We start from the raw sequence: 24,281 nt of genomic DNA on the forward strand, positions 1-24,281 counted from the left end.
GCCTTGCGCGGCATATTTCATGCAATGCATCATGGGCCATCATCCGCCGACATGCTTCGTGCGGCAATCCGCCGCGACTGACGTGAAGACATCAACCGGGTTCAATCCATCGTTCAAGAGGTCGACAATCATGCGTTCTTTCAAGCTATTTTCCGCAATCGCAGTGCTGCTCGCGTCCACCGCCGCGTCAGCGGATGACGTCAAGGTCGGCGTCGGCATCTCCGGATGGACCGGATTCGCGCCGCTGACGCTCGCCAAGGAAGCCGGAATCTTCAAGAAGAACGGCCTCGACGTAACCTTGAAGAAGATCCCGCAGAAGGACCGGCATCTCGCGATCGCCTCGGGCGACATCCAGTGCGCGGCGACGACGGTCGAGACGTGGATCTCCTGGAATGCCAACGGCGTCGCGACCAAGCAGATCTTCCAGCTCGACAAGAGCTATGGCGCCGACGGCATGGCCGTGCGCAACGACGTCGCCGCGATCAAGGACTTGAAGGGCAAGACCGTCGCGGCATCGGCGCCGGGCACCTCGCCCTACTTCGCGCTGGCCTGGATGCTGAAGAAGAACGGCCTCTCGGTGAAGGACGTCACGGTGGTGAATCTGGAGCCCGCCGCCGCGGCGCAGGCTTTCGTCTCCGGCCAGAACGATGCCGCGATGACCTACGAGCCCTATCTGTCGACCGTGCGCGCCGCTCCCGACAAGGGCAAGATCATCGCGACCACGCTCGACTACCCGATCGTGATGGATACCTTCGGCTGCACGCCGAAATTCCTGACCGACAATCCGAAGGCGGCGCAGGCGCTGGCCGACAGCTATTTCGAGGCGCTCGACATGATCGCCAAGGATCAGGCCAAGTCCTACGAGATCATGGGCGCCGACGTGAAGCAGAGCGGCGAGCAGTTCGGCAACTCGGCAAAGTACCTGCGCTGGCAGGACAAGGCCGCCAACCAGAAATTCTTCGCCGGCGACTTCCTCACCTTCAACAAGGACGCTGCCGAGCTCCTGCTCGAGGTCGGCATCATCAAGGCCGCGCCGAAGGTCGAAGACATCTACGACGCCAGCTTCATCAAGTAACGCAGCAACCATTTCTGCCGGTGCCGCCTCGCGACGCAGCGGACGGGACCGGAGCATGAGATACGCCTGGATCAATTGATGCGTCCTCTCGAGCCCACGACATCGAAGCAGCGCGTGGCCTATGGCCTCGCCTTCTTCGTGCTGTTCGTCGCCCTCTGGTCCTGGGCCACGTTCGGCGGCCACGTGTCGAAGACTTTCCTCGCCAACCCGCTCACCATGGTGCAGGAAGGCTATGAGCTGCTCGCCAAGCAAGGCTTTCTGTTCGACATCGGGATGACGATCTGGCGCGTGATCGGCGGGTTTGTGCTTGCTGCCGTCATCGCGGTGCCGCTCGGCGTGCTGATGGGGGCCTACAAGCCAATCGAGGCCTTTCTCGAGCCGTTTGTGTCCTTTGCGCGCTATCTGCCGGCGTCGGCCTTCATCCCGCTGTTGATCCTGTGGGCCGGCATCGGCGAGTTGCAGAAGCTGCTGGTGATCTTCATCGGCGCGGTGTTTCAGATCATCCTGATGGTCGCGGTCACCGTCGGTGCCACACGGCGCGATCTGGTGGAGGCCGCCTACACGCTCGGCGCCCGCGACCGCGGCATCATCCGCCGGGTGCTGCTGCCCTCCGCCGCGCCCGAGATTGCTGAAATCCTCAGGCTGGTGCTGGGCTGGGCCTGGACCTACGTCATCGTGGCCGAACTGATCGGCTCGTCATCGGGCATCGGGCACATGATCACCGACAGCCAGGCGCTGCTCAACACCGGCCAGATCATCTTCGGCATCATCGTGATCGGGCTGATCGGCCTGATCTCCGACTTCCTGTTCAAGGCCTTCAACGCTTGGCTGTTCCCGTGGAAGCTCGCATGACCGCGCTCAGGATCGATCAGGTCTCGCGAACCTTCCCCGCCCGTGCCGGCAACGCGCCGACGAGAGCGCTCGAGCCGACCACGCTCGATGTCGGCGACAACGACTTCGTCACCATTCTCGGCCCCTCCGGCTGCGGAAAATCCACCCTGCTCCGGATCATCGCCGGGCTCGACCGGCCGACCAGCGGGCGCGTTACGCTCGACGGGCGCGAGGTCACGGGCCCCGGCGCCGACCGCGGCATGGTGTTTCAGTCCTACACCCTGTTCCCATGGCTGACGGTCCGCGAGAACATCGCCTTCGGCCTGCGCGAGCGCGGCGTGTCGCAAGCGGAGCGCCACGACATCGCCAATGCCTTCATCCGCCGGGTCGGGCTATCCGGTTTCGAGAACCACTGGCCCAAGCAGCTGTCGGGAGGCATGCAGCAGCGCACGGCGATCGCCCGCGCGCTGGCCAACGATCCGAAAATCCTGCTGCTCGACGAGCCGTTCGGTGCGCTCGACAACCAGACGCGGGCATTGATGCAGGAGATGCTGCTCGGGATCTGGGAGCGCGACCAGAAGACGGTGCTGTTCGTCACGCACGACATCGAGGAAGCGATCTTCCTCGGCAGCCGCGTCATCGTCATGAGCGCCCGGCCCGGCCGCATCAAGGCCGAGATCACGGTCGATCTGCCGCATCCCCGCTCCTACAAGATCAAGACCACGCCCGAATTCGTCGTGCTGAAGGAACGGCTCGTGGAAGAGATCCGCACCGAGGCCCTGAAAGTCGCCGAACAGGCCTGATGATCAGCCACGCTTCTAGAGCCTTTCCCGTTCCGATTGAATCGGAACGGGGCCCCAGACTCTTGTCTTGACGCGTTTTCTTAACGCGAACCGGTATCCACTTCGCTCGAAAACGCTTCTAGTGGCTGATCATCCAGGGCCGCGCGGTCGGAAAGCCCTTGGCGCCGCTCTTGGTCTTGGTCATCAGCCGTGCCGGCTTCTTCTTTCCGGTGGAGCAGCAGCCGCAGCCCGGGCCGTGCGCCGCCTTGTATTGATCGAGCGTCTTCGGCGCATGCCGGCTCTGCTCGTTGGTGGCGTGCGCCTTGCGCTTGTCCGAGGGCATGCAGAAGAACGCCGGCGCAGTGAGGATCACGCGCGGCGACGTCGCCTCGCATTGCGGGCAATCCTGCGGCAGGTCGCATTCCGACATCGGCCGCATGTCGGTGAACGGGCCGCAGTCGTTGCAGAGATATTCGTAGATCGGCATTTTCGTATCCTTGCGCAGTCGTGTGAAGCCCGGCGATGGATGCGGGGCGGCCAATACGCAGCCGTCCCGCACCCTTCGCGCAGGGATCACTCAGAGGATCATTTGTCGGGCGAGATCGGCATCTGCACGTCACCCTTGATGTGCTTGATCGGTCCCGCCGACGACGGCATGACGTCGAAGTCGAAGATCTCCGTCGGTAGCCACAACGTGGCGCAGGCATTCGGCACGTCGACCACGCCGGAGATGTGGCCCTGGCACGGCGCGGTGCCGAGGATCGAATAGGCTTGGGCGCCGGAGTAGCCGAACTTCTTCAGATATTCGATCGCGTTCAGGCAGGCCTGGCGATAGGCGATGTGGACGTCGAGATAATGCTGCTTGCCGGCCTCGTCGACCGAGATGCCCTCGAAGATCAGATAGTCCTTGTAGTTCGGCGTGATCGGGGACGGCTTGAACACGGGATTCTTGATGCCGTATTTCGAGACGCCGTCCTTGATGAGATCGACCTTGATGTGCAGCCAGCCGGCCATTTCGATGGCGCCGCAGAAGGTGATCTCGCCGTCGCCCTGGCTGAAATGCAGATCGCCCATCGACAGCCCGCCGCCCGGCACATAGACCGGGAAGTAGATCTTCGAGCCGCGCGACAGATCCTTGATGTCGCAATTGCCGCCATGCTCGCGCGGCGGCACCGTGCGGGCGCCCTCGAGGCCGATCTTGGCCTTGACGTCCCCCTTTGCCTGGCCGGCATGCGCGGTCGGCGCGAACGGCGGATTGGCGAGGCCCGGCACGCGGGTCGGGTTGGTCGCGATCAGCTCGGCTTCGCGCGCATTCCACGCTGCCAGCATCTTGGCATCGGGCAGACAGCCGATCAGGCCGGGATGGATCAGGCCCGCGAAGTTCACGCCGGGGACGTGGCGCGATGAGGTGTAGAGGCCCTTGATGTCCCAGATCGACTTCTGCGCCAGCGGGAAGTGGTCGGTGAGGAAGCCGCCGCCGTTCTGCTTGGAGAAGAAGCCGTTGAAGCCCCACAGGCTTTCCTTCAACGGACCGACGTCGAGCAGGTCGACGACGAGGAGATCGCCGGGCTCGGCGCCCTTGACGCCGATCGGACCGGACAGGAAATGCACGATCGACAGATCGATGTCGCGCACATCGTCGGCGGAATCGTTGTTCTTGATGAAGCCGCCGGTCCAGTCGACGGTCTCGATGATGAAGTCGTCGCCGGGGCTGACCCACTCGACGATCGGAACCTCCGGATGCCAGCGGTTGTGGATCTTGTCGTTTTCATAGGCCGACTTGCTGAGATCGACCTTGATCAGTGTATCTGGCATCGAGATGCTCCCCTTGGGTTACACAGTTGAAAGTTTGAGCGTGATCTTGTCGGAAAACCGCTTCATGCTCTTCCGGATCACGCTCTGTTAGACGGACAAATATTTCGAGATCTGTGCGGCATCGACGCTGGCGCGCGGATCGTCGCGGACGATCTCGCCGTTCTCGATGACGAGGACGCGGTCGGCGATGTCGAGCGCGAAGCTGAGAACCTGTTCGGAGACGACGATCGACAATCCCCGCTCATCGCGGATCCGCTTCAATGTGCGCGCCATGTCCTTGATGATCGACGGCTGGATTCCTTCGGTCGGCTCGTCAAGCAGCAGCACCTTGGGCTTGGTCGCCAGCGCGCGGGCGATCGCGAGCTGCTGCTGTTGTCCGCCCGAGAGATTGCCGCCGCGGCGGCCCTTCATCTCGAGCAGCACCGGGAACAATTCGTAGATGTCGCCGGGCACCTCGGAACCGCCTGACACCACGAGCCCGGTCTCGATGTTCTCCTTCACCGTCATGGTGGAGAAGATCATGCGGCCTTGAGGGACGTAGGCGAGCCCCTTCGCCACCCGCTCATAGCTCTTCATCGTACCGAGCTCGGTGCCGTCCATGGTCACCTTGCCGCTCTTGGCCGGCAGGATACCCATCAGCGATTTCATCAGCGTCGTCTTGCCCATGCCGTTGCGGCCCATGATCGCGACGATCTCGTTGGGCGCGACCGAGACGTTGAGGCCATGCAGCACCTCGCTCTGGCCATAGGCAACGTGAAGATCATTGATTGCCAGCATCGACGGTCTCCTACAGAGGGAAGCTTCTCTTCACCTCTCCCCGGCGGGGAGAGGTGAACCGAGAGTTCGCGGTTCGATCTGTCGTAAGCATGCGTCAATGCCCCAAATAGACTTCAATGACCTTCGGATCGTTCTTGACGTGCTCCATCGTTCCCTCGGACAGGATCTGTCCCTGGTGCAGCACCGTGACCTTGTGCGCGATGTCCTCGACAAACTTCATGTCGTGCTCGATCACCAGGACCGAACGATCCTTGATGATGCGGTTGAGCAGCTCGGCCGTCTTGGCGCGCTCGGAGACGCTCATGCCGGCGACCGGTTCGTCGAGCATCAAGAGGTCCGGATCCTGGATCAGCAGCATGCCGATCTCGAGCCACTGCTTCTGGCCGTGGCTCAGCTGGTCGGCATAGGTGTTGAGCTTGTCCTTCAGGAAGATCATCTTGGCGACCTCCTCGACCCGCTGCCTGACCGTGTCGTCGCGCTGAAAGGTGAGCGAGCCGAACACGGTGCGGCCGCGCGGGAAGGAGATCTCGAGGTTCTCGAACACGGTGAGATCCTCGAACACCGACGGCGTCTGGAACTTGCGTCCCACCCCGGCCTGCACGATCTCGTTCTCGCGCAACCTGGTCAGCTCCTGGCCGCGGAACTGGATCGAGCCTGACGTCGCCCTTGTCTTGCCGCAGATCAGGTCGAGCACCGTGGTCTTGCCGGCGCCGTTTGGGCCGATGATGACGCGGATCTCGTTCTCCTCGACATAGAAGGAGAGATCGTTGACGGCCTTGAAGCCGTCAAAGGACACGGTGAGACCGGAGACCGCGAGCAGGAAGTCCTTGGGCTGATGGCCGACGAGCATGATGATCCCTCCTCACTCGGCCGGTGCGCCGTCGGCGATCAGGCCAGCCGCCGATTTCGATTTGCGCGATGCCAACAGGCGATCGATGCGCGGCTGGACGTGGTCCGCCCAGATGCCGGAGAGGCCGTTCGGGAACGCGAGCACGACCGCGATGAACAGCGCGCCGAGGCCGAACAGCCAGAGCTGCGGGAAGGACTCCGAGAGACTGGTCTTGGCGAAGTTGACCAGCAGCGCGCCCCAGACTGCGCCGAAGATCGACATCCGGCCGCCGACTGCGGTGTAGATCACCATCTCGATCGACGGCACGATGCCGACGAAGGACGGCGACATGAAGCCGACCTCGAGTGTGAACATGGCGCCGCCGATCGCAGCGAACACGGCCGCGGCGCAGAACGCGAAGATCTTGAAGTTGGCGACGCTGTAACCGGAGAAACGCACGCGATCCTCCTGCTCTCTCATCGCCACCAGGATGCGCCCGAGTTTTGTCAGGCGGATGAACTGCGCGGCGCAGATGCAGCCGAACAACAATACCACCTCCACGAAATAGAGGATGTACTTGGCGTGATCGGTTCGGATATCCCAGCCATGCAGCGTTCGCAGGTCGGTGATCCCGTTGATGCCGCCGGTGTAGCCCTGCTGGCCCACGATCAGGATGGTCATGATCGCCGCGATCGCCTGGGTGATGATCGCAAAGTAGACGCCGCCGACCCGGCGCTTGAACATCGCAGCGCCGATGATGAAGGAGAAGATCGCCGGCACCAGGATGATCGCGATCAGCGCTACCGGGAAGCTGTGGAACGGCTTCCAGAAGAAGGGCAGCGAGGTGAGCTGGTTCCAATCCATGAAATCGGGGATGCCCGGCGTCGACTGGATCTTGGTGTTCGCGACCGAAGACGCCTCGAGCTTGAGGTACATCGCCATGCAGTAGCCGCCGAGGCCGAAGAACACGCCCTGCCCCAGGCTCAGGATGCCGCCATAGCCCCAGCACAGCACGAGGCCGATCCCGACGAAGGCATAGGTCAAATATTTGGCGACCAGGTTGAGGCGGAAGATATCGAGCGACAGCGGCAGGACGAGAAACAGCAGCACCGCGAGCGCAAGGAAGCCGAGCAGTTCGGAGCGATTGAAAAAGCGCGAGTTGATGATCATGACCAGCCTGCTTGTTCTTATTTGCGGACCTTGAGCGCGAAGAGCCCCTGAGGACGCACCATCAGGATCGCGACGATCGTCAGCAGCGTGATCACCTTGGCCATCGATCCCGACAGGAAGAATTCCAGCGTCGATTGGGTCTGCGAGATCGAGAAGGCGGAGGCGATGGTGCCGAACAGCGAAGCGGCGCCGCCAAACACGACGACCAGGAAGGTGTCGACGATGTAGAGCTGGCCGGCGGTCGGTCCGGTCGAGCCGATCATGGTGAAGGCCGAGCCCGCGATGCCGGCGATGCCGCAGCCGAGGCCAAAGGTGTAACGATCGACCTTCTCGGTATTGATGCCGACGGCGCCCGCCATCACGCGGTTCTGCACCACGGCGCGCACCTGCTTGCCCCAGCTTGACCAGAACAGCACATAGGCGACCGCGATCGTGATCAGGATGGTCAATCCCATCACGAACATGCCGTTGATCGGGATCTGAATGGAGTCGGTCGCCTGCCAGGAGCCCATCATCCATTCCGGCAGTTCGACGCCGACCTCGCGCGCGCCGAAGATCGAGCGATAGGCCTGTTGCAGGATCAGGCTGAGACCCCAGGTCGCCAGCAGCGTGTCGAGCGGACGCTTGTAGAGATGGCGTATCAGCGCCCACTCGACCAGCATGCCGAGCGCGCCGGAGGCGATGAACGCCAGGATCATTGCGATGAAGAAGTAGCCGGGGAACAGCCAGGGCGCGACGTGCTGCACGGCGTTCGACGTCATCCAGGTGACGTAGGCCCCCAGGATCATGAACTCGCCATGGGCCATGTTGATGACGCCCATCTGGCCGAAGATGATGGCAAGCCCGAGCGCCATCAGCACGTAGACGGAGAACAGGATGAGCCCGGCAAATCCCTGCATCGCAAGGATGGCGCCGAGATCGCTGATCGAATAGTCGCCGAACATGATGTCCTCCAGTCCAAGGGGCACGCGCCGCCGGTCAAGCGACGCTGGTTCCGTGGCGTGGACGGTGACGTCCACGCCACGATACATTGGAAGCTCCGTAGCCCGGGTGAGCGGCAGCGATACCCGGTGCGATCCCGCATATCGCTCCGCTCATGCGGGCTACTGGCTCACTGGTAGCCCTTGGGGAACGGATCCGGCTCGACGAGATCGGCGGTCTCGTAGATCAGCTCGTATTGGCCGTCGGCCTTGGCGCGCCCGACGCGGGTCTTCGACCAGAGGTGATGGTTCTCGTGGATCCGGACGTAACCTTCCGGCGCGCCCTTGAACTCGACGCCGGGCGACGCCGCCGCCACCTTGTCGATGTCGAAGGAGCCGGCCTTCTCCACCGTCAACTTCCACAGCCACGGACCGAGATAGGCAGCCTGCGTGACGTCGCCGATCACGGTCTTCTCGCCCCACATTTTCTTGAAGGCGGGCACGAAAGCCTTGTTGTTCGGATTGTCGAGCGACTGGAAGTACTTCATGCAGGCATAGGCGCCGGCGATGTTCTCGCCGCCGATACCGTCGATCTCGTCCTCGGTGACCGAGATCGTGAGCAGCGTCTGCTTGGACAGGTCGATGCCGGCCGCTTTCAGCTGCTTGTAGAATGCGACGTTCGAGCCGCCGACGATGATCGCGTAGATCACGTCCGGCTTGGTCAGCTTGATCTTGTTGATGACCGAGTTGAACTGGGTCGAGCCGAGCGGGAAGTATTCCTCGCCGACCACCTTGCAGCCTTGCAGATGGTTCTCGATGTGCTTGCGCGCGATCTTGTTCGAGGTGCGCGGCCAGATGTAGTCCGAGCCGAGCAGGTAGAAGCTCTTGGCGCCCTTGGTTTTGTTGACCCAGTCGAGGCCGGCGATGATCTGCTGCGTCGCCTCCTGGCCGGTGTAGATGACGTTCTTGGACTGCTCGAGGCCTTCATAGAACGTCGGGTAGTACAGCATGCCGTTGTACTGCTCGAACACCGGCAGCACCGCCTTGCGCGAGGCCGAGGTCCAGCAGCCCATCACGGCCGCGCATTTGTCGTTGACCAGCAGTTTCTTGGCCTTTTCCGCGAAGGTCGGCCAGTCGCTGGCGCCGTCCTCCTGGATGAACTTGATCTTGCGGCCGAGCACGCCGCCGGCGGCGTTGATCTGCTCGATCGCGAGCTTCTCGGCCTCGACCGACCCGGTCTCGGAGATCGCCATGGTGCCGGTCACGGAATGCAGGATGCCGACCGTGACTTCGCTATCAGTGACTGCAAGACCGGTGGTGTTGACCGCAGAGGTTGCAGGAACGTCGGCAAATGCCGGACGGCCCAGCATCGACATGGCCGGCAAAGCGGCCATTCCCATCAAGAGCTTGCGGCGGAGCGGAGACGGCAGTCCTGGTTTTGTATCGTCTGACATGAGCACCCCATTGGTTCGAGAACGCTTATTGATGAGGCTAGGATTGCTCACTTTTGTGCAGCGCACTGATACGTGAGATCGCGTATACTGCACCGCAAAATAGCGACGTAGGTTTTTGGTACGGGATTTGCCCGCGATCAGCGCATCGTGGACCAGGAGTTCAAACGAGTGGCAGGGCGGCAGCGGATAGACCGCGTCAGGCGCCAATACAATCAATGGGTCGCCAACCAGACGCTGGAAGACTACGCGCTGCGCTTCACCGCCAAGAGCGCGCGGCGCTGGTCAGCCGCCCGGGTTGCCAACACCGCGCTCGGGGCGATCTCGTTCCTTGCGCTGGAGGCGATCGGCGGCACCATTACGCTGAACTACGGCGCAATGAATGCCTCCGCCGCGATCCTGGTCGTCAGCGTCATCATCTTCCTCTGCGGACTGCCGATCGCCTACCATGCCGCGAAAAGCGGTATCGACATCGATCTGCTCACCCGCGGCGCCGGCTTCGGCTATATCGGCTCGACCATCACCTCGCTGATCTACGCCTCCTTCACCTTCATCTTCTTCGCGATCGAGGCGGTGATCCTCGCCAGCGCGCTCGACATGTGCTTCGGCATCCCGCGGCCGGTCGGCTATTTGATCAGCGCGGTCGTGATCATTCCGCTTGTCATCTACGGCATCACGCTGATCAGCCGCTTCCAGCTCTGGACCCAGCCGCTGTGGATCATCCTGCACATCATGCCGTTCGCGGCGATCGCCTGGGCCAATCCGCATTCGTTCACCGAATGGCGCAAATTCGCCGGCGATCACGGCGATCCCGCAGGGAATCTCGATCTGCTGCTGTTCGGCACCGCAGCCTCCGTGGTATTCGCGCTGGTGGCGCAAATCGGCGAGCAGGTCGACTTCCTGCGCTTTCTGCCGCGCGACCGCCGCACCTCGCGTAAGGCCTGGTGGATCGCGCTGCTGAGCGCCGGTCCGGGCTGGATCGTGCTCGGCGCGCTCAAGCTGCTGGCCGGCTCGTTCCTCGCCTTCTTCGCGCTCAGCCACGGCGTCTCGGCCGAGCACGCGGCGGAGCCCGCCAACATGTACCTCGAGGCGTTCCGCTATGTGCTGTCGCAGCCGGATCTGGCGATGGCGCTGACCGGGACGTTCGTGATCCTGTCGCAGGTCAAGATCAACGTCACCAACGCCTATGCCGGCTCGATCGCTTGGTCGAATTTCTTCTCCCGCCTCACCCACTCGCATCCCGGCCGCGTGGTGTGGCTGGTGTTCAACGTCGTCGTCGCGCTGCTGCTGATGGAGATCGGCGTCTACAAGGCGCTGGAGCAGACGCTCGCGCTCTACTCCAACGTCGCGATCGCGTGGGTCGGCGCGCTGGTGGCCGATCTCGTCATCAACAAGCCGCTCGGCTTGCGGCCGCAGCACATCGAGTTCAAGCGCGCTCATCTCTGCGATATCAATCCGGTCGGCGTCGGCGCGATGACGATCGCGACCGTGGTCTCGATCAGCGCGTTCTACGGCCTGTTCGGCCCGACCGCGAAGGCGCTGTCAGCCTTCGTGGCGCTTGCGGTCGCATTCGTCACGGCTCCCCTGATCGCCTGGGCCACCGACGGCAAGTACTACATCGCCCGCAAGCCGAAGCGGAGCTGGCAGAACATCGAGTCGATCCAGTGCTGTATCTGCGAGCATGCGTTCGAGCCCGAGGACATGGCTTCCTGCCCCGCCTATGCCGGCCCGATCTGCTCGCTGTGCTGCTCGCTCGACGCACGCTGCCATGACCTCTGCAAGCCGCATGGCCGGATCGGTGCGCAGGTGTCGGATGCGTTGGGCAAAGTGATGCCGCAGCCGATCTATGCCCGCATCAACTCGCAGCTCGGGCATTATCTCGGCGTGTTCGCGGTCTCCGCCGGCCTCGTGGCGTTGGTGCTCGGCCTGATCTACCTGCAGACTACGGCGGGCGTGCATGCCAACGAATTATTGGCCGACGTGCTCTGGAAGGTGTTCTTTGCGCTGACCCTCATCATCGGCGTCGTCGCCTGGCTGTTCGTGCTGGCGCAACAGAGCCGGCGCGCCGCGGAAGCGGAAACACGCCGGCAGACCACGCTGCTGATCCAGGAAATCGACGCCCACAAGCGCACCGATGCCGAACTGCAGCGCGCCAAGGAGGTCGCGGAGTCAGCCAATCTCGCCAAGAGCCGGTACGTCGTGGGCCTCAGTCACGAACTTCGTTCGCCGCTGAATGCGATCTCCGGCTACGCGCAGCTATTGGAGCAGGACGACAGCCTGCAGGTGCGGCCGCGCGAGCAGGTGCGCGTGGTCCGCCGCAGCGCCGATCATCTCTCGGGCCTGATCGACGGCATCCTCGATATCTCCAAGATCGAGGCCGGCCGTCTCTACCTGTCGCGCGACGAGGTTCGGCTGAACGATTTCCTCGAGCAGCTGGTCGGCATGTTCCGCCTGCAGGCGGCAGCCAAGGGCATCGACTTCGTGTTCAAACGGCCGGCTGTGCTGCCGGTCGTGGTCTATGCCGACGAGAAGCGGCTGCGGCAGATCCTGATCAACCTGCTGTCGAATGCGATCAAGTTCACGCAATCCGGCCAGGTGCAGTTCGTGGTGCATTACCGCAGCCCGGTCGCAGAGTTCGAGGTGATCGATACCGGACCGGGCATCCAGCCCGACGATCTCGAACGGATCTTCGCCCCGTTCGAGCGTGGCGCGCTTGGCGTCACCCAGCCGCAGACCGGCACCGGACTCGGGCTCACCATCAGCCGCCTGCTCGCGGGTGTGATGGGCGGCGACATCAAGGTTTTGAGCACGGTCGGCACCGGCAGCACGTTCCGCGTCAAGCTGCTGCTGTCGGAGGTCACCAATCCACGCCGCGATGCGCCGGTCGATGCTCCCGTGTACGGCTATCACGGTCCGCGCAAGACCATCCTGATCACCGACGACGACCCGACCCACCGCGACCTGTTGCGCGAGATCCTGACGCCGCTCGGCTTCATCCTGCTCAGCGCGCCGGACGGGCCAGGCTGTCTTGCCCTCGCGCAGCATTGCCGGCCGGACCTGTTCCTGCTCGATATCTCGATGGCTGGCATGGACGGCTGGACGGTCGCCGAAACCTTGCGCTCCGAAGGCCATCACCAGGCACGCATCCTGATGATCTCGGCCAGCGCGCTGGAGGCCCATGGCGCGCCGCTGGCGCAACCGTTCCACGACGGCTACCTGATGAAGCCGATCGACATTCCGCGGCTGCTCGAGACCATCCGCCAATTGCTCAAGATCGAGTGGCAGTATGAAGCCGAGCCGGCCCCGCCTCCGCAATGGAAGCCCGAGAGTGGTTCGCGGCCGCCGGTGAAATATGTCGAAGAGCTGATCAGCCTCGGCCAGCTCGGCTATGTCAGGGCGATTCAGCTCAAGCTCGACGAGATCGGCAATGAGTGTCCCGAACATGCCGATTTCGTCAGCCAGATGCGCACGCTGATCGACCGGTTCGATCTCGATCAATATATGGCGACGTTGAAGACATTGCACAGCTATGACCATTGAACAGAAGAAGCGCGACGTTGCGCTCGTCGTCGACGACTCGCCCGAGACGTTGCGCCTGCTGACCGACGCGCTCGACGGCGCCGGCATGACCGTGATGGTGGCGCTCGACGGCGCCTCGGCGATGCGCATCGTCGACCAGATCACGCCCGATATCGTGCTGCTCGATGCCGTGATGCCCGGCATGGACGGTTTCGAGACCTGCCGGCGGCTGAAGCGCGACGCAGGGCTCGACGGCGTGCCGATCATCTTCATGACGGGCCTCGCCGAAACCGAGCATATCGTGCGCGGGCTGGAGGCCGGCGGCGTCGATTATGTGACCAAGCCGATCGTGGTCGAGGAGATGCTGGCGCGCATCCGGGTCCATCTCGCCAATGCGCGGATGACGCAGAGTGCCCGCGCGGCGCTCGACGTCTCCGGCCGCTATCTGCTCGCCGTGAACAGCGCCGGCGCGCTGTTGTGGGCGACGCCGCAGGCACAGCGACTGCTGTCGGATACGCTCGCCGACGCCGCCGACAATTTCGCGCTGCCGGATCCGATGCCGCAATGGCTCGAGCAGGCGCAGAAGGGCGGCACAGGAAAGAAGACAGCGACCGTGGCGTCATTCCCCGGCAACGAGCAGCTTCGGCTGCAATATATGGGCAAGCTCGGGCCCAATGAATTCCTATTGCGGCTTGCGAAGGACACCAGCGGCGACTTGCCGGCCGAGTTCTCCAGCGAGCTCGGCCTGACCACCCGCGAGGGCGAGGTGCTGTCCTGGCTCTCCAAGGGCAAGACCAACCGCGACATCGCGCAGATCCTCGGCCTCAGCCCGCGCACCGTCGACAAGCACCTCGAGCAGATCTACGCCAAGCTCGGCGTCGAGAACCGCACCGCCGCCGCCGCGATCGCGGTCAACGCAAGGCATCGCAAGTCTTGATCGAACGCACGCTGCGCCCCACGCACCGAAACGTGCGCAAGGCGCGGGGACGCTACGCACCCACTGCCGACGAACTGCCATTCCGATCAGCCGGTGCAGCAGATTCCAGCGACACCTCCTGTTCCGGCGGCCGCGCCTTTCGCCACTGCGCCGGCGTCACGCCCATGTGGCTCTTGAAGGCGCGCTGAAAGGCGGCCTCGGACTGGTAGCCGGCCATCTCCGCAACGGCGCCGGTCGACAGCGATGATTTCTTCAACTCGTTCGCCGCAAGCGTCATCCTGATATCGGTGAGCAGATCGCTGGGCGATCGTCCGAGCTTCTCCTGAAACTGCCGTGCCAGCGTGGCGCGTGACATGTTGCAAAGACGCGCAAGCTCCGGCAGCGACCATGCGCGCGCGGGCTGGTTGAACATGGCCGCCACCGCCGGTGCAAGGCGGGGATCGCCGACCAGCGCGAGCAGACCGCGAGAGCCGTCATCGCTCTCGCTCGCGAGCCGCAGCACGAGCGCAAACATCGCCGTGGACAGCGCGTCCAGCATGGCGCGGCCGCCCAGATGATCGTCGGCCGTTTCGCTGCGCATCAGCGACACCAGTCCGGCGAGTTGCGCCGCCGTCCCCTTTCCCGTACGCGCGCCGGCATGCACGACAAGACGCGGCGGAAGGTAACTGCGCAACAGACGGTCGTGCGGGGATGCGATCGCGAAGTGCCCGCACAACAGGTCAAGCCGCTCGTCCGACCCGAGGTTTTCGCTGATCGTGAAATTCTGTGCCGCCCGGTTGCGTGGCGGCAGCGGTGCCGCCCCGCTGCCGTCATGCATCACGTGTCGCGGGTTGCCGGGCAGCAGAAGGATGTCGCCGGTTTTCAGCAGCAATGGGCGGCCGCCCGCGGGATCGTCCAGGATCGCCGAGCCGGCAAGCACCGCATGATAGGGGATCTCGTTGGTCACGCCCGGACCCTGCTCGATGCGCCAGGGGACACTGTAGCTGCAGCGAATATCGAGCCGCCCGCGCACCGGCATCATCTCGAATAGCCGGCTGAGCCAATCCATGGCCAATCCCCCGAGGCGTAGCTTATGAGACGATTGAGCATATAATCGAGCAATATGAACATTCAATGTCTCAAATCTCAATCCTATTGTCACTCCGCAATCGTTCACCACCCCAACAAGGAGTGCCACCATGTCTCGTCTTTCAGTCCCCAATCTCGAAACCGACACCGGCCCGTCGGGCCAAGCCTACGCCCAGATCAAGAAGGCAGCCGGCAGCGTCCCCAACGCCTATGCGGCGATCGCCGCCCACGGCCCGGCCGCGCTCAAGTCGATGCTCGCCGCCGATGCCGTGCTCGCCGGCGGCAGTCTGTCCAAGCGCGATCGGGAGATCATCAAGCTCGTGATCAGCGCCGCAGGCGGCTGCGACTACTGTGTCGCCGCGCATTCTCATCTCGCCAAGCTCGCCGGCGTGAAGACCGACGCACTGAAGCAGATCCGCGACGGCGCGCTGACCGGTGATGCCAGGCAAGACACGCTGATCCATTTCGTCCGCAAGCTCGCGCAGTCGAGCGGCACCGTCAGCGACGAGGACTTCGCCGCGATCAAGGCCGCCGGCTACAGCGACGCCCAATTGGTCGAGATCAGCCTGGCGTTCGCGACCATCGTCTTCACCAACGTTTTCAACCGTATCAACGACACCGACATCGACTTCCCTGCCGTCGCGTGAAGCGACCGAAGTCAGTCGATTGGAAGGATGACGACCATGACTGCGCTTTCCAACACCGCTCAGTTTTCCGACACGACGCAAAATCCGGTCGTTCGCGCGCTTCATCGATCCGGCCTGCTCGCCGACGATCTCGACTACCACGTCGTCAGGGCCGCGATGGTGATCATGTTCCTGTTCTTCGGCTACCAGAAGTGGTTTCCGTACGAATTCGAACGGCTGGTCCCGTTCATCAGCAACGGGCCGCTGATCTGGTGGCTGTATCCGGCCTTCGGCCATGCCGGCGCCAGCTACTTCCTCGGCGCCTCGGAGTGGACGTTCGGCTCGCTGCTGTTGGCAGGGTTCTGGGACAAGCGGCTCGGCGTACTCGGCGCCCTCGGCTCGACCGGCACCTTTATCGCAACCGTCACCATCATCCCGTTCATGCCTGATGGCTGGGACGTTGCGGCCGGAGGCTTCCCGGCAATGACCGGAAACGTACCCTTCCTGATGAAGGATGTCGTCCTGCTCGCCGTCTCGCTCTACCTGCTGAGGCAGGACGTGGTTCGTTTGATCAGGCAATAGATGGCTTCAGCCGATCGCGACTGATCGCCGGTGGGCTCCATGCGCACCGGCGGTCGCGCATGGGACTGAGCAGACGCAGCATCTCTCGAACACAGCGACATGGTGGTCATTGCCGTTGCGCAGATCCGGCAGCCCTTGCTCTTTAAGGCCGAGCCATAACCTATTGCCGAACTTGCACAATGCGTTGGAATCGGCCACCCGCTCCGCGCGTTCGGCTGCGCTGCCGTCCGCTAGACGACGACGCAATGCCGCTTCCATGCGTGCATGAATGATCCCTGGCTCTCCGGCCATGAACATAGTTCCGCCGCGCGGTCTGCGCTAAGAAGGAACGCCGGTGTTGTTCTGGGGTGAGTTGATGAAGAAGGACGACGTCACATGCCCGCGCTGCGGGGCCGGATTCCGACGCCTTGAGCTGGCGTCCGGATCTGGAAGCAAGGGCGAGTATCGCTGCCCGGTCTGCGAGACGACCCTCGAGCAGTTCGATGGCGACAGGCTCGTCGCCTACCGCCTGACCATCCAACCTTCGATTCGCGGATTGAAGACCTAGCTGCCGCCTGCATGGAATGCCGGAGCAAAGTCTGGATCACAATCTCCGCTTCAGGACATAGCTGTCCATGATCCAGCCGTGCCGCTCACGTGCCTCCCGTCGCGCGGCGACGATGCGAGGGCCGACCTCCGCCAGCTCCCCCGCCATGGTGATCTGATCGGGCATGCCGAGATAGGCGCCCCACCAGATTTGCAGCCCGGCAGCATCCAGGGTCTGGAAGGCGGCGCCGCCGTCGAGCATCACGACCACGGTGTCGACGCCGGGCGGCCAGCCAGCCTCGCGCAGCCGTCGGCCGGTCGTCACGAGGAACGGTTCGCCGATCTCATTGAGCGGCAGCGCATGCGCCGCGCACAGCGCCTGGATCGACGTGATGCCCGGGATCACTTCGATCGATGGCAACGGATCGAGCCGGCGCGCAATCCGCAGGCTCGAATCGTAGAGCGAGGGATCGCCCCAGATCAGCAGGGCGACCCGTCCCTCCCCGCCGAGGTTGCGCGCGATTTCCTGCGACCAGGACGCGGCGATCGCATCATGCCAATCGTCCACACCCTTGCGATAATCCTCTTCGCCGGCGTCACGCACCGGCAGGTCGAATTCGGCAATGCGTGTGCGGGCATTGCTCAACGCGTCCGCGCAGATCGTGCGACGCAGTTCGGCGAGATCCGACTTCGCCGTCCCCTTGCGCGGGATCAAGATCAGGTCGGCGGCATTGATCGCGGCGCTCGCAGCCAAAGTGAGCTGCCGGGGATCACCACAACCGATACCGATCAGGGACAGCGTCAACATGGCCGCGTCACCCTCGTTCCGGCGCCAGCGCGCCGAACAGGATCACAGCAGCCGCCGTGGCCGCGCCGGCATGCGCGAGCTGTTCGGCGAGCGCCGCGATCGTGGTGCGAAGCAGCCGCTCATCGGCGTGGCCGAGCGATTCCGCCAGCAGCGCGGGCGTGTCGGGCGCGAGGCCGTCCGCGATCAGCTTTGCGGCCAATGCCGGGAAGGTCCGCCGCCCCATATAGACGACGGTGGTCGCTTCCGGATCGGCCAGCGCCGCCCAGTTCAGGTCCGCGGGCAATTCGCCCGTCACATCGGCGCCGGTCACGAACTGGACCCGGCGCGAGGTCAGCCGGCGCGTCAGCGGAATGCCGGCCTGCGCGGCGGCAACCGAGGCCGAGGTCACGCCGGGAATGATCTCGTAGCCGATGCCGGCCGCGCGCAGCGCTTCGATCTCCTCCTCGAGCCGTCCAAAAATGCCGGCGTCGCCGGATTTCAGCCGCACGACCCGCACGCCGGCGGCAGCGTAATCGGCCAGCAGGCGGCTGACATGGTGCTGCTTCGCCGACAGGCGGCCGGCGCGCTTGCCGACCGCGACGAGATTGGCGCCGGCGCGCGCGAGATCGAGAATCGCGCCCGAGGCAAGATCGTCATAGAGCACCACATCGGCCTCGCGCAGCCGCGCGGCGCCTTTCACCGTCAGGAGTTCGGGATCGCCCGGACCGGCCGAGACGAAGGATACGAATCCGCTCACCGGTCCTCCGCGATCAGATGGAAGAATGTACCCGTCGCACAGCCGCGCCGCGATCCGGTTTCCGCAACGATCGCGCCGGTCGCATCTCGCACCACCGCGAGCGGCGTGTCGGGCTGCGCGATGATCGTCGAATAGTGAAACTCGTGGCCGCGCAGCCGTGCGCCCGCGCCGTGGCCGGGCATCGGTGCGGCAAGCTCGGCGAGCCGGTAGCCCAGATGCATGCGGCGCTTGGCATAGCTCGTCTCGAGGCCGAGCAAGCCTGCCATCTCATGGCGCACGCCGTCGGCATCGGTCAACGCGGCGCCCAGCACCATGTACCCCCCGCATTCGCCATGCACCGGCCGCGTTTCCGTGAAGGCGCGGAGCTGCGCATGAAATCGTCTGTTGGCTGCAAGCCGGCCGGCATGCAGTTCGGGATAGCCGCCGGGCAGCCAGCACGCATCGGCGTCCGGATCGGGGCCTTCGTCGGCAAGCGGCGAGAACGGCACGATCTCAGCGCCGGCCGCGCGCCAGGCTTCCAGCATATGCGGGTAGACAAAGGAGAACGCCGCGTCGCGCGCGAGCGCGATGCGCTGGCCGGGCGGCGTGATGTCCATGCCGCGCACGGCGGATTGCGGCGCCCAAACGCGCGCCGATCGCAGCACGGCGTCGAGATCGACATGCTCGACGACGAAGCGGGCGGCTTCGTCAATCAGACCGTCGATTTGAGCCTGCTCTTCGGCCTGTACCAGGCCGAGGTGACGCTTCGGCAAGGCGATCTCGGCGTGGCGCGGCAGCGCTCCCAATACCGGAATGCCCGCGCCTGCCATGGCATTGCGCACCAGGGCTTCATGCCGCGCGCTCGCGACGCGATTGAGGACGACGCCGGCAAGCCGTACGCCGCCGCGAAAATCACGCAATCCCGCCGCGACCGCCGCCGCCGTCTGCGCCTGACCGGAGGGATCGATCACCAGCAGCACCGGCCACGCCATCATCTCGGCGATGTCGGCGGTGGCGCCGGTCCCCGAGACGCCACGCGCGGCGACGCCGTCGAACAGTCCCATCGAGCCTTCCGCCAGCACGAGATCGGCGTCCGCGCCGCGGCCTGCCAAATGCGCGATCGCTTCGCGCGCCATCGCCCAGCTATCGATGTTGACCGACGCGCGTCCCGTGGCGACCGCGTGAAAGGCTGGATCGATGTAATCAGGACCGCTCTTGAGGCATTGCACCCTCACACCGCGATTGCGATAGGCGCGCGCCAACGCCAGTGTTAGCGTCGTCTTGCCGACACCGGATGCCGGCGCAGAGATGACGAGCCCCGCGGTCATTGCGATGATTCCGGCGACGATTCCGGAAAACGCGGCGCCGCCCCGACTGGACGGTAGCGGCGGTCGTAGTCGGCTGCATAGAGACGGCTCTCGGCGAATTCGTCCGCGCCGAGCGTCTTGCCGACCAGAATGAGCGCAGTGCGTTCGAGCTTGGGGCCGACGGCACTATCGAGCGTCGCGAGCGTGGCGCGCACGATGCGCTGGTCCGGCCAGCTCGCGCGCCAGACGATCGCAACCGGGCAATCCGTGCCGTAGTGCGGCGTGAGCTCGGCCATGACCTTGTCGAGCAGATGGATCGAAAGATGGATCGCCAGCACCGCGCCGGTCGCGGCAAACGCTGCGAGCGTCTCGCCATCAGGCATCGCGCTCGCCCGGCCCGGCGTGCGCGTCAGCACCACCGATTGCGCAAGGGCCGGCAGCGTAAGCTCGGCCTCCAGCGCCGCCGCGGCCGCCGAGAAGGCCGGCACCCCGGGCGTGACCGAATACGGAATCTGCAATGCTCGCAATCGGCGCAGTTGCTCGCCCATCGCCGACCAGATCGAGAGATCGCCCGAATGCAGCCGCGCGACGTCCTTGCCGTCCGCATGCGCGGCAGCGATCTCGGCGATGATCTCGTCGAGCGAGAGCGGCGCGGTGTTGACGATGCGCGCATCCGGCGGGCAATGCGCCAACACACCTGCTGGCACCAGCGATCCGGCATAGAGACAAACCGGGCAAGAGGCGATCAGATCGCGCCCGCGCAGGGTCAGGAGATCGGCAGCACCGGGACCTGCGCCGATGAAATGCACCGTCATTCGCCGTCTCCTTCCGCGATCGCCGCAATGGCCATCCGATCCTGTGACGCGGCCCTGGCCGAGATCAGGCGCGCACCGCGCCCCGCCGCAGCTATCGCCGCAGCTTCGGCGACCGAGCCCGTTCCGAATCTCGACTTGATGAGCTCGGATTGCGTTGCAGTCTTTATCTCAGCCAGGATCCCGGCGGGAATGCTCCGGACCGGCAACCCCAGTTCCCGCGCCAAATCTCTCAATGCCGCCGCATCGGCCTTGTCACTCACCGTTGCAATTGCCGCAAGGCCGTCGGAACCGCCGGCCGCGTCGAGTGCGTCACGCAAGGATGCGACGCCGGCATCGCGCCTGAATCCGAGACCCGCGACCTTCATCGGAGCGCGCTCCACTGCACGATCGGCCGCGCGGCCTTCCAGGCGCGATAGCGGCCCAATGGCTCGGCCTGCGCGATTTCGAGGCGCATCAATTCGCCGCCATGACGCTGGTGCAGATCGGAGAGCAGCGCCTCGGTTTCCAGGGTTACCGCATGCGCAACCAACCGCGTTCCTGGCGCTATCCGCGACCAGATCGCACCGAACATTGCGGTATCGAGGCCGCCACCGATGAACACGGCATCGGGTGCTTCGAGACCCGATAGAATGCCGGGCGCCTCGCCCTCGATGACGGAGATGCGGTGAGTCAAGCCGAAGCTCGCCGCATTGCTTCGGATGTTGGCGGCGCGTTCGCTGCGGGTTTCGACGGCCATCGCCGTCCCACCACGCAGCGCCCATTCGACCGAGATCGAGCCCGAGCCCGAGCCGACATCCCACAGCCGCTCACCGGGCCGCGGCGCAAGCGCCGACAGCGCAAGCGCGCGGACCGGCCGCTTTGTCAGTTGCCCGTCATGCACAAAGAGAGCATCGGCAAGACCCGAGCTGCGTGCGATCCCTTGTCCTCCCTTCGCCTCCAGCGCAACCGTGACGAGGCTGTCGCCCGACTCCTCCAAATAATTGTCGGCGCGATGCTGCGTGATCGATTCACGCGGTCCGCCAAGAGCCGCAAGCGTCCACATTGCCGACGCCCCCCAACCACGCTCCGTCAGCCAGCGCGCGAGATCGGACGCCGCCTTGCCGTCGCGCACTAGGCAGATGATCCGTGCATCGCGCGCCAGATGCGGTAACAGCCGTTCGAACGGTGCGGCATGAAGACCGAGACAGACAGCATGCTCGATACGCCAGCCCAAACGAGCGGCAGCCAGTGAGAACGTCGACGGTGCGGAGTACGCGACCCATTCGCCGGGCCGTAGCTTCTCGACAAGGGTTCCGCCGACGCCATGCCAGAACGGATCGCCGGACGCGAGCACCACCGTCGGACGACCCCGGCCTTCAAGCACGATGTTGGCATCGAACGGCACCGGCCAGGCACGGCCGCGGTCGGCGATGCCGGCGAGCGCGAGGTGCCGCTCGCCGCCGAAAACCGCTTCGGCTTCGGAAAGCGCCTTTCGGCTTGCGTCGGAGAGGCCGGCAAGGCCATCTTCGCCGATACCGATGATAGTCAACCAGGGATTACCCATGATGCGCGCCCTGATCCTGGGCGGAACGGCCGACGCCAATTTGCTTGCCGTTGCGATCGCGCGCGCGGGCATCGACGCGGTCTATTCCTATGGCGGCCGCACCCGCGCGCCGGCCGACCAGCCATTGCCGGTCCGCAGCGGTGGTTTCGGCGGCGCCAGCGGTCTTGCCGAATATCTGCGTCGCGAAGCCATCACGCATGTGATCGACGCGACGCATCCTTTCGCGGCCGAGATGAGCCGCAACGCGATCGCTGCCTGTGCGCAAACCACAACGCCGCTGATCGCGCTTGAGCGCGCGCCCTGGGACAAAATTTCCGGCGATCGCTGGATCGAGGTCGCGGATGTCGTATCCGCGGCCACGGCCTTGCCGGACAGCCCCGCCCGCGTGTTCCTCGCGATCGGCCGCCAGCACATCGCGCCGTTCGGCAACTGGCCGCAACATGCCTATACGTTGCGTTTCGTCGACCCTCCCGACGAAACGCTGTCCTTGCCCGACGCGGACGTCATCGTGTCGCGCGGCCCCTTCACGCTCGAGGGCGAGCTCGCGATGATGCGCGTGCGTGGCATCGAGTGGATCGTCGCCCGCAACTCCGGCGGAACCGGCGCGCGCGCCAAGATCGACGCCGCCCGCGCGCTCGGCCTTCCCGTCATCATGATCACGCGACCGCCGCTGCCCGACAGGCCGCGGGTGGAGAGCGTGCGCGAGGTGATGCAATGGCTCGGTCATCGGACCTGCCTCGGCGCATAGACCCAGCGGCCGACCCGCCGTGTCGCCGAATTGCCGACGATCACGAGCGTCCGCATGTCGGCCATCTCCGGCCGCGCGTCGCGCAGTTCGACCGTCACGATCCGCTGCTCGGGCGTGCTGACGGCGCGCGCGAACACCACGATCCGCTCGTCACAGCCCGCCTCGCGCAAGATCTCGAGCGCGCGACCAAAACCTTCCGGCCGGCTGGCCGAGCGCGGATTGTACATCGCGATCGCGAAGTCGGCTTCGGCCGCAAGCCGCAGGCGTTTCTCGATCAGCGGCCATGGCTTGAGATTGTCGGAGAGGTTGATCGCGCAGAAATCATGACCGAGCGGCGCGCCGGCGCTTGCCGCCGCCGCCAGCATCGCCGTCACGCCGGGCAGAACGCGGATCGGCAGGTCGCGCCATTGCGGCGCATCCTCGAGCGCTTCGAACACGGCTGATGCCATCGCGAACACGCCGGGATCGCCCGAGGACACCACGACGACGTGGCCCCCTTCCGACGCAAGCCGCAACGCGTCAGCGGCGCGCTGCAACTCCACGCGATTGTCCGAGGGGTGCAGCGTGAGCCCGGCCCGCGGCGGCACGCGCGTCACATAGGGCGCATAGCCGACGATGTCGGTCGCAGCCGCGAGCGCAGCAGAGACCTCCGGCGTGATCAGCGCCTCATCGCCCGGTCCGAGCCCCGCGATGGTCAGCGTGCCGGTCATTGCGCAGCCTCCCTGCGCCGCCCCTGCCCGTGCACCAGCACGATCGCAAAATACGGACAATCGGCCTCGCCGATATCCGCAAGCCGGGCGACGCGCTGATCCGGCATGGTGCCGCGTTCGACGAGCCACGCATCATCGAGGCGCCCCGCGGATGCCAGCGCGCGGCGGATCTTCGGAAGATTGCGACCGGTCTTCATCACGACCAGCGCGTCGGAGCTGCGCATCCGGTCGGCGAGTTCCGGCTCCGGCAGCGTCCCCATCAGAACGGTCGTCACATCGTCAGCCAGCGCAATCGGCCGGCCCACCGAATTCCAGCAGCCGACCATGCCGGGAATGCCGGCGATCACCTCGAGCTCGACACGCCCCTGCAGCCGCGCATGCAGATGCATGAACGAGCCATAGAAATAGGGATCGCCCTCGCAGAGCACGACGATGTCGATCGCGCGCGCAAATCGCGCCAGGCGCTCGGCCCATTCGTCATAGAAGTCAGCCAGCAGCCGCGCGTAGTCCGGACTGTCGAACGCGATTTCCGTGGTAACCGGATATTCCATCGGATATTCGCTGACGTCAGCGGCGAGCAAGCCTTCGACGATGCGGCGCGCCTGCCCCGGCTGCCCCTTTTTGCGGAAATAGGCGACATGCTTCGCGGCACGCACCATGCGGTCGGCGCGCACGCTCATCAGGTCCGGATCGCCTGGGCCGAGCCCGCAGCAGATGATACGCCCCAT

25 protein-coding genes are annotated in these 24,281 nt (G+C 64.7%); 9 read left to right on the plus strand and 16 right to left on the minus strand.

The window, feature by feature from the left end; translation table 11 throughout:
• Nucleotides 1-130 precede the first annotated feature (130 nt).
• From E2I15_RS28780 to E2I15_RS28790, 3 genes are all read left to right on the plus strand, one after another.
• A complete protein-coding gene (locus E2I15_RS28780; protein WP_026192569.1) occupies nucleotides 131-1,075 on the plus strand; it encodes an ABC transporter substrate-binding protein in 945 nt (314 codons plus the stop codon).
• Nucleotides 1,076-1,153: 78 nt separating this feature from the next.
• Nucleotides 1,154-1,927, plus strand: coding sequence for an ABC transporter permease (locus tag E2I15_RS28785; protein WP_018270830.1), 774 nt, complete (start codon nucleotides 1,154-1,156; stop codon nucleotides 1,925-1,927).
• Entirely contained in the window at nucleotides 1,924-2,709 is a 786-nt protein-coding gene (locus E2I15_RS28790) for an ABC transporter ATP-binding protein (protein ID WP_155262452.1), read from the plus strand. The genes E2I15_RS28785 and E2I15_RS28790 overlap by 4 nt, the downstream gene beginning before the upstream one ends.
• A 118-nt stretch (nucleotides 2,710-2,827) precedes the next feature.
• Here E2I15_RS28790 and E2I15_RS28795 read toward each other — a convergent pair whose 3' ends face one another.
• The 7 genes from E2I15_RS28795 to urtA all read right to left on the minus strand — a co-directional run bounded on the left by E2I15_RS28795 (nucleotide 2,828) and on the right by urtA (nucleotide 9,653).
• Nucleotides 2,828-3,175 carry an FmdB family zinc ribbon protein gene (locus tag E2I15_RS28795; RefSeq protein ID WP_137476278.1) on the minus strand — a complete coding sequence of 116 codons (348 nt, stop codon included), beginning with the start codon at nucleotides 3,173-3,175 and terminating at the stop codon, nucleotides 2,828-2,830.
• Between the two features lie 98 nt (nucleotides 3,176-3,273).
• Nucleotides 3,274-4,503 carry a formamidase gene (fmdA, locus tag E2I15_RS28800; RefSeq protein WP_137476279.1) on the minus strand — a complete coding sequence of 410 codons (1,230 nt, stop codon included), beginning with the start codon at nucleotides 4,501-4,503 and terminating at the stop codon, nucleotides 3,274-3,276.
• Nucleotides 4,504-4,590: 87 nt separating this feature from the next.
• On the minus strand, nucleotides 4,591-5,280 hold the full coding sequence (urtE, locus tag E2I15_RS28805; RefSeq protein WP_137476280.1) for an urea ABC transporter ATP-binding subunit UrtE: 690 nt from the start codon (nucleotides 5,278-5,280) through the stop codon (nucleotides 4,591-4,593).
• A 94-nt stretch (nucleotides 5,281-5,374) separates the two neighbouring features.
• The gene (gene urtD / locus E2I15_RS28810; protein ID WP_137476281.1) at nucleotides 5,375-6,130 is read right to left on the minus strand and encodes an urea ABC transporter ATP-binding protein UrtD; all 756 of its coding nucleotides are present in this window, start codon (nucleotides 6,128-6,130) and stop codon (nucleotides 5,375-5,377) included.
• 12 nt (nucleotides 6,131-6,142) lie between these two features.
• Nucleotides 6,143-7,279, minus strand: coding sequence for an urea ABC transporter permease subunit UrtC (gene urtC, locus E2I15_RS28815; RefSeq protein ID WP_016845694.1), 1,137 nt, complete (start codon nucleotides 7,277-7,279; stop codon nucleotides 6,143-6,145).
• Between the two features lie 17 nt (nucleotides 7,280-7,296).
• Nucleotides 7,297-8,223, minus strand: coding sequence for an urea ABC transporter permease subunit UrtB (gene urtB, locus E2I15_RS28820; RefSeq protein WP_026192568.1), 927 nt, complete (start codon nucleotides 8,221-8,223; stop codon nucleotides 7,297-7,299).
• Between the two features lie 167 nt (nucleotides 8,224-8,390).
• Nucleotides 8,391-9,653: an urea ABC transporter substrate-binding protein gene (urtA, locus tag E2I15_RS28825; protein WP_069278810.1), complete on the minus strand. Its 1,263-nt coding sequence runs from the start codon at nucleotides 9,651-9,653 to the stop codon at nucleotides 8,391-8,393.
• Between the two features lie 168 nt (nucleotides 9,654-9,821).
• On the opposite strand from urtA, the gene E2I15_RS28830 reads away from it, so the two are divergent.
• A complete protein-coding gene (locus tag E2I15_RS28830; RefSeq protein WP_137476282.1) occupies nucleotides 9,822-13,190 on the plus strand; it encodes a hybrid sensor histidine kinase/response regulator in 3,369 nt (1,122 codons plus the stop codon).
• A complete protein-coding gene (locus E2I15_RS28835; RefSeq protein ID WP_137476283.1) occupies nucleotides 13,180-14,106 on the plus strand; it encodes a response regulator transcription factor in 927 nt (308 codons plus the stop codon). Before E2I15_RS28830 ends, E2I15_RS28835 begins: the two co-directional genes overlap by 11 nt.
• A gap of 52 nt (nucleotides 14,107-14,158) precedes the next feature.
• On the opposite strand, the gene E2I15_RS28840 is transcribed toward E2I15_RS28835, so the two are convergent.
• A complete protein-coding gene (locus E2I15_RS28840; RefSeq protein WP_137476284.1) occupies nucleotides 14,159-15,154 on the minus strand; it encodes an AraC family transcriptional regulator in 996 nt (331 codons plus the stop codon).
• 130 nt (nucleotides 15,155-15,284) lie between these two features.
• Between E2I15_RS28840 and E2I15_RS28845 the strand changes: the two genes are divergently transcribed.
• From E2I15_RS28845 to E2I15_RS28855, 3 genes are all read left to right on the plus strand, one after another.
• Entirely contained in the window at nucleotides 15,285-15,821 is a 537-nt protein-coding gene (locus E2I15_RS28845) for a carboxymuconolactone decarboxylase family protein (RefSeq protein ID WP_137476285.1), read from the plus strand.
• A 36-nt stretch (nucleotides 15,822-15,857) separates the two neighbouring features.
• Complete coding sequence (locus tag E2I15_RS28850; protein ID WP_137476286.1) at nucleotides 15,858-16,382, plus strand: YkgB family protein; 525 nt, start codon at nucleotides 15,858-15,860, stop codon at nucleotides 16,380-16,382.
• 355 nt (nucleotides 16,383-16,737) lie between these two features.
• A complete protein-coding gene (locus E2I15_RS28855; protein WP_038382082.1) occupies nucleotides 16,738-16,929 on the plus strand; it encodes a hypothetical protein in 192 nt (63 codons plus the stop codon).
• A 36-nt stretch (nucleotides 16,930-16,965) separates the two neighbouring features.
• Here E2I15_RS28855 and cobF read toward each other — a convergent pair whose 3' ends face one another.
• From cobF to cbiE, 6 genes are read right to left on the minus strand one after another with little or no spacing between them, the layout of a single operon-like run.
• A complete protein-coding gene (cobF, locus tag E2I15_RS28860; RefSeq protein WP_137476287.1) occupies nucleotides 16,966-17,715 on the minus strand; it encodes a precorrin-6A synthase (deacetylating) in 750 nt (249 codons plus the stop codon).
• Between the two features lie 7 nt (nucleotides 17,716-17,722).
• Nucleotides 17,723-18,451, minus strand: a complete 729-nt coding sequence (gene cobA / locus E2I15_RS28865; protein WP_137476288.1) for a uroporphyrinogen-III C-methyltransferase — start codon at nucleotides 18,449-18,451, stop codon at nucleotides 17,723-17,725.
• Nucleotides 18,448-19,758, minus strand: coding sequence for a cobyrinic acid a,c-diamide synthase CobB (locus E2I15_RS28870; RefSeq protein WP_137476289.1), 1,311 nt, complete (start codon nucleotides 19,756-19,758; stop codon nucleotides 18,448-18,450). Before E2I15_RS28870 ends, cobA begins: the two co-directional genes overlap by 4 nt.
• Complete coding sequence (cobM, locus tag E2I15_RS28875; protein ID WP_137476290.1) at nucleotides 19,755-20,552, minus strand: precorrin-4 C(11)-methyltransferase; 798 nt, start codon at nucleotides 20,550-20,552, stop codon at nucleotides 19,755-19,757. Before cobM ends, E2I15_RS28870 begins: the two co-directional genes overlap by 4 nt.
• Complete coding sequence (locus E2I15_RS28880) at nucleotides 20,549-20,917, minus strand: cobalamin biosynthesis protein (protein ID WP_155262418.1); 369 nt, start codon at nucleotides 20,915-20,917, stop codon at nucleotides 20,549-20,551. Before E2I15_RS28880 ends, cobM begins: the two co-directional genes overlap by 4 nt.
• Nucleotides 20,914-22,095 carry a precorrin-6y C5,15-methyltransferase (decarboxylating) subunit CbiE gene (gene cbiE, locus E2I15_RS28885; RefSeq protein ID WP_137476292.1) on the minus strand — a complete coding sequence of 394 codons (1,182 nt, stop codon included), beginning with the start codon at nucleotides 22,093-22,095 and terminating at the stop codon, nucleotides 20,914-20,916. Before cbiE ends, E2I15_RS28880 begins: the two co-directional genes overlap by 4 nt.
• Here cbiE and E2I15_RS28890 point away from each other — a divergent pair.
• The gene (locus E2I15_RS28890; protein ID WP_137476293.1) at nucleotides 22,094-22,843 is read left to right on the plus strand and encodes a cobalt-precorrin-6A reductase; all 750 of its coding nucleotides are present in this window, start codon (nucleotides 22,094-22,096) and stop codon (nucleotides 22,841-22,843) included. The genes cbiE and E2I15_RS28890 overlap by 2 nt on opposite strands.
• On the opposite strand, the gene cobJ is transcribed toward E2I15_RS28890, so the two are convergent.
• Nucleotides 22,819-23,553: a precorrin-3B C(17)-methyltransferase gene (cobJ, locus tag E2I15_RS28895; RefSeq protein ID WP_137476294.1), complete on the minus strand. Its 735-nt coding sequence runs from the start codon at nucleotides 23,551-23,553 to the stop codon at nucleotides 22,819-22,821. The genes E2I15_RS28890 and cobJ overlap by 25 nt on opposite strands.
• Nucleotides 23,550-24,281: a precorrin-2 C(20)-methyltransferase gene (locus E2I15_RS28900; RefSeq protein WP_137476295.1), complete on the minus strand. Its 732-nt coding sequence runs from the start codon at nucleotides 24,279-24,281 to the stop codon at nucleotides 23,550-23,552. The genes cobJ and E2I15_RS28900 overlap by 4 nt, the downstream gene beginning before the upstream one ends.

The sequence above is a fragment of the Bradyrhizobium sp. BR2003 genome (assembly GCF_009720285.1).
GTDB classification, from domain to species: Bacteria; Pseudomonadota; Alphaproteobacteria; order Rhizobiales; family Xanthobacteraceae; genus Bradyrhizobium; species Bradyrhizobium elkanii.

Coding starts and splice junctions, on each gene's coding strand:
- E2I15_RS28850 (WP_137476286.1), top strand. CDS start 15,858: ATGACTGCGCTTTCCAACACCGCTCAGTTTTCCGACACGACGCAAAAT.
- E2I15_RS28890 (WP_137476293.1), top strand. CDS start 22,094: ATGATGCGCGCCCTGATCCTGGGCGGAACGGCCGACGCCAATTTGCTT.
- E2I15_RS28780 (WP_026192569.1), top strand. CDS start 131: ATGCGTTCTTTCAAGCTATTTTCCGCAATCGCAGTGCTGCTCGCGTCC.
- cobF (WP_137476287.1), bottom strand. CDS start 17,715: ATGTTGACGCTGTCCCTGATCGGTATCGGTTGTGGTGATCCCCGGCAG.
- urtA (WP_069278810.1), bottom strand. CDS start 9,653: ATGTCAGACGATACAAAACCAGGACTGCCGTCTCCGCTCCGCCGCAAG.
- urtD (WP_137476281.1), bottom strand. CDS start 6,130: ATGCTCGTCGGCCATCAGCCCAAGGACTTCCTGCTCGCGGTCTCCGGT.
- cobJ (WP_137476294.1), bottom strand. CDS start 23,553: ATGACCGGCACGCTGACCATCGCGGGGCTCGGACCGGGCGATGAGGCG.
- cobM (WP_137476290.1), bottom strand. CDS start 20,552: ATGACGGTGCATTTCATCGGCGCAGGTCCCGGTGCTGCCGATCTCCTG.
- E2I15_RS28900 (WP_137476295.1), bottom strand. CDS start 24,281: ATGGGGCGTATCATCTGCTGCGGGCTCGGCCCAGGCGATCCGGACCTG.
- fmdA (WP_137476279.1), bottom strand. CDS start 4,503: ATGCCAGATACACTGATCAAGGTCGATCTCAGCAAGTCGGCCTATGAA.
- E2I15_RS28870 (WP_137476289.1), bottom strand. CDS start 19,758: ATGACCGCGGGGCTCGTCATCTCTGCGCCGGCATCCGGTGTCGGCAAG.
- cbiE (WP_137476292.1), bottom strand. CDS start 22,095: ATGGGTAATCCCTGGTTGACTATCATCGGTATCGGCGAAGATGGCCTT.
- E2I15_RS28785 (WP_018270830.1), top strand. CDS start 1,154: ATGCGTCCTCTCGAGCCCACGACATCGAAGCAGCGCGTGGCCTATGGC.
- E2I15_RS28790 (WP_155262452.1), top strand. CDS start 1,924: ATGACCGCGCTCAGGATCGATCAGGTCTCGCGAACCTTCCCCGCCCGT.
- urtB (WP_026192568.1), bottom strand. CDS start 8,223: ATGTTCGGCGACTATTCGATCAGCGATCTCGGCGCCATCCTTGCGATG.
- E2I15_RS28845 (WP_137476285.1), top strand. CDS start 15,285: ATGTCTCGTCTTTCAGTCCCCAATCTCGAAACCGACACCGGCCCGTCG.
- urtE (WP_137476280.1), bottom strand. CDS start 5,280: ATGCTGGCAATCAATGATCTTCACGTTGCCTATGGCCAGAGCGAGGTG.
- E2I15_RS28840 (WP_137476284.1), bottom strand. CDS start 15,154: ATGGATTGGCTCAGCCGGCTATTCGAGATGATGCCGGTGCGCGGGCGG.
- urtC (WP_016845694.1), bottom strand. CDS start 7,279: ATGATCATCAACTCGCGCTTTTTCAATCGCTCCGAACTGCTCGGCTTC.
- E2I15_RS28880 (WP_155262418.1), bottom strand. CDS start 20,917: ATGAAGGTCGCGGGTCTCGGATTCAGGCGCGATGCCGGCGTCGCATCC.
- E2I15_RS28855 (WP_038382082.1), top strand. CDS start 16,738: ATGAAGAAGGACGACGTCACATGCCCGCGCTGCGGGGCCGGATTCCGA.
- E2I15_RS28795 (WP_137476278.1), bottom strand. CDS start 3,175: ATGCCGATCTACGAATATCTCTGCAACGACTGCGGCCCGTTCACCGAC.
- E2I15_RS28835 (WP_137476283.1), top strand. CDS start 13,180: ATGACCATTGAACAGAAGAAGCGCGACGTTGCGCTCGTCGTCGACGAC.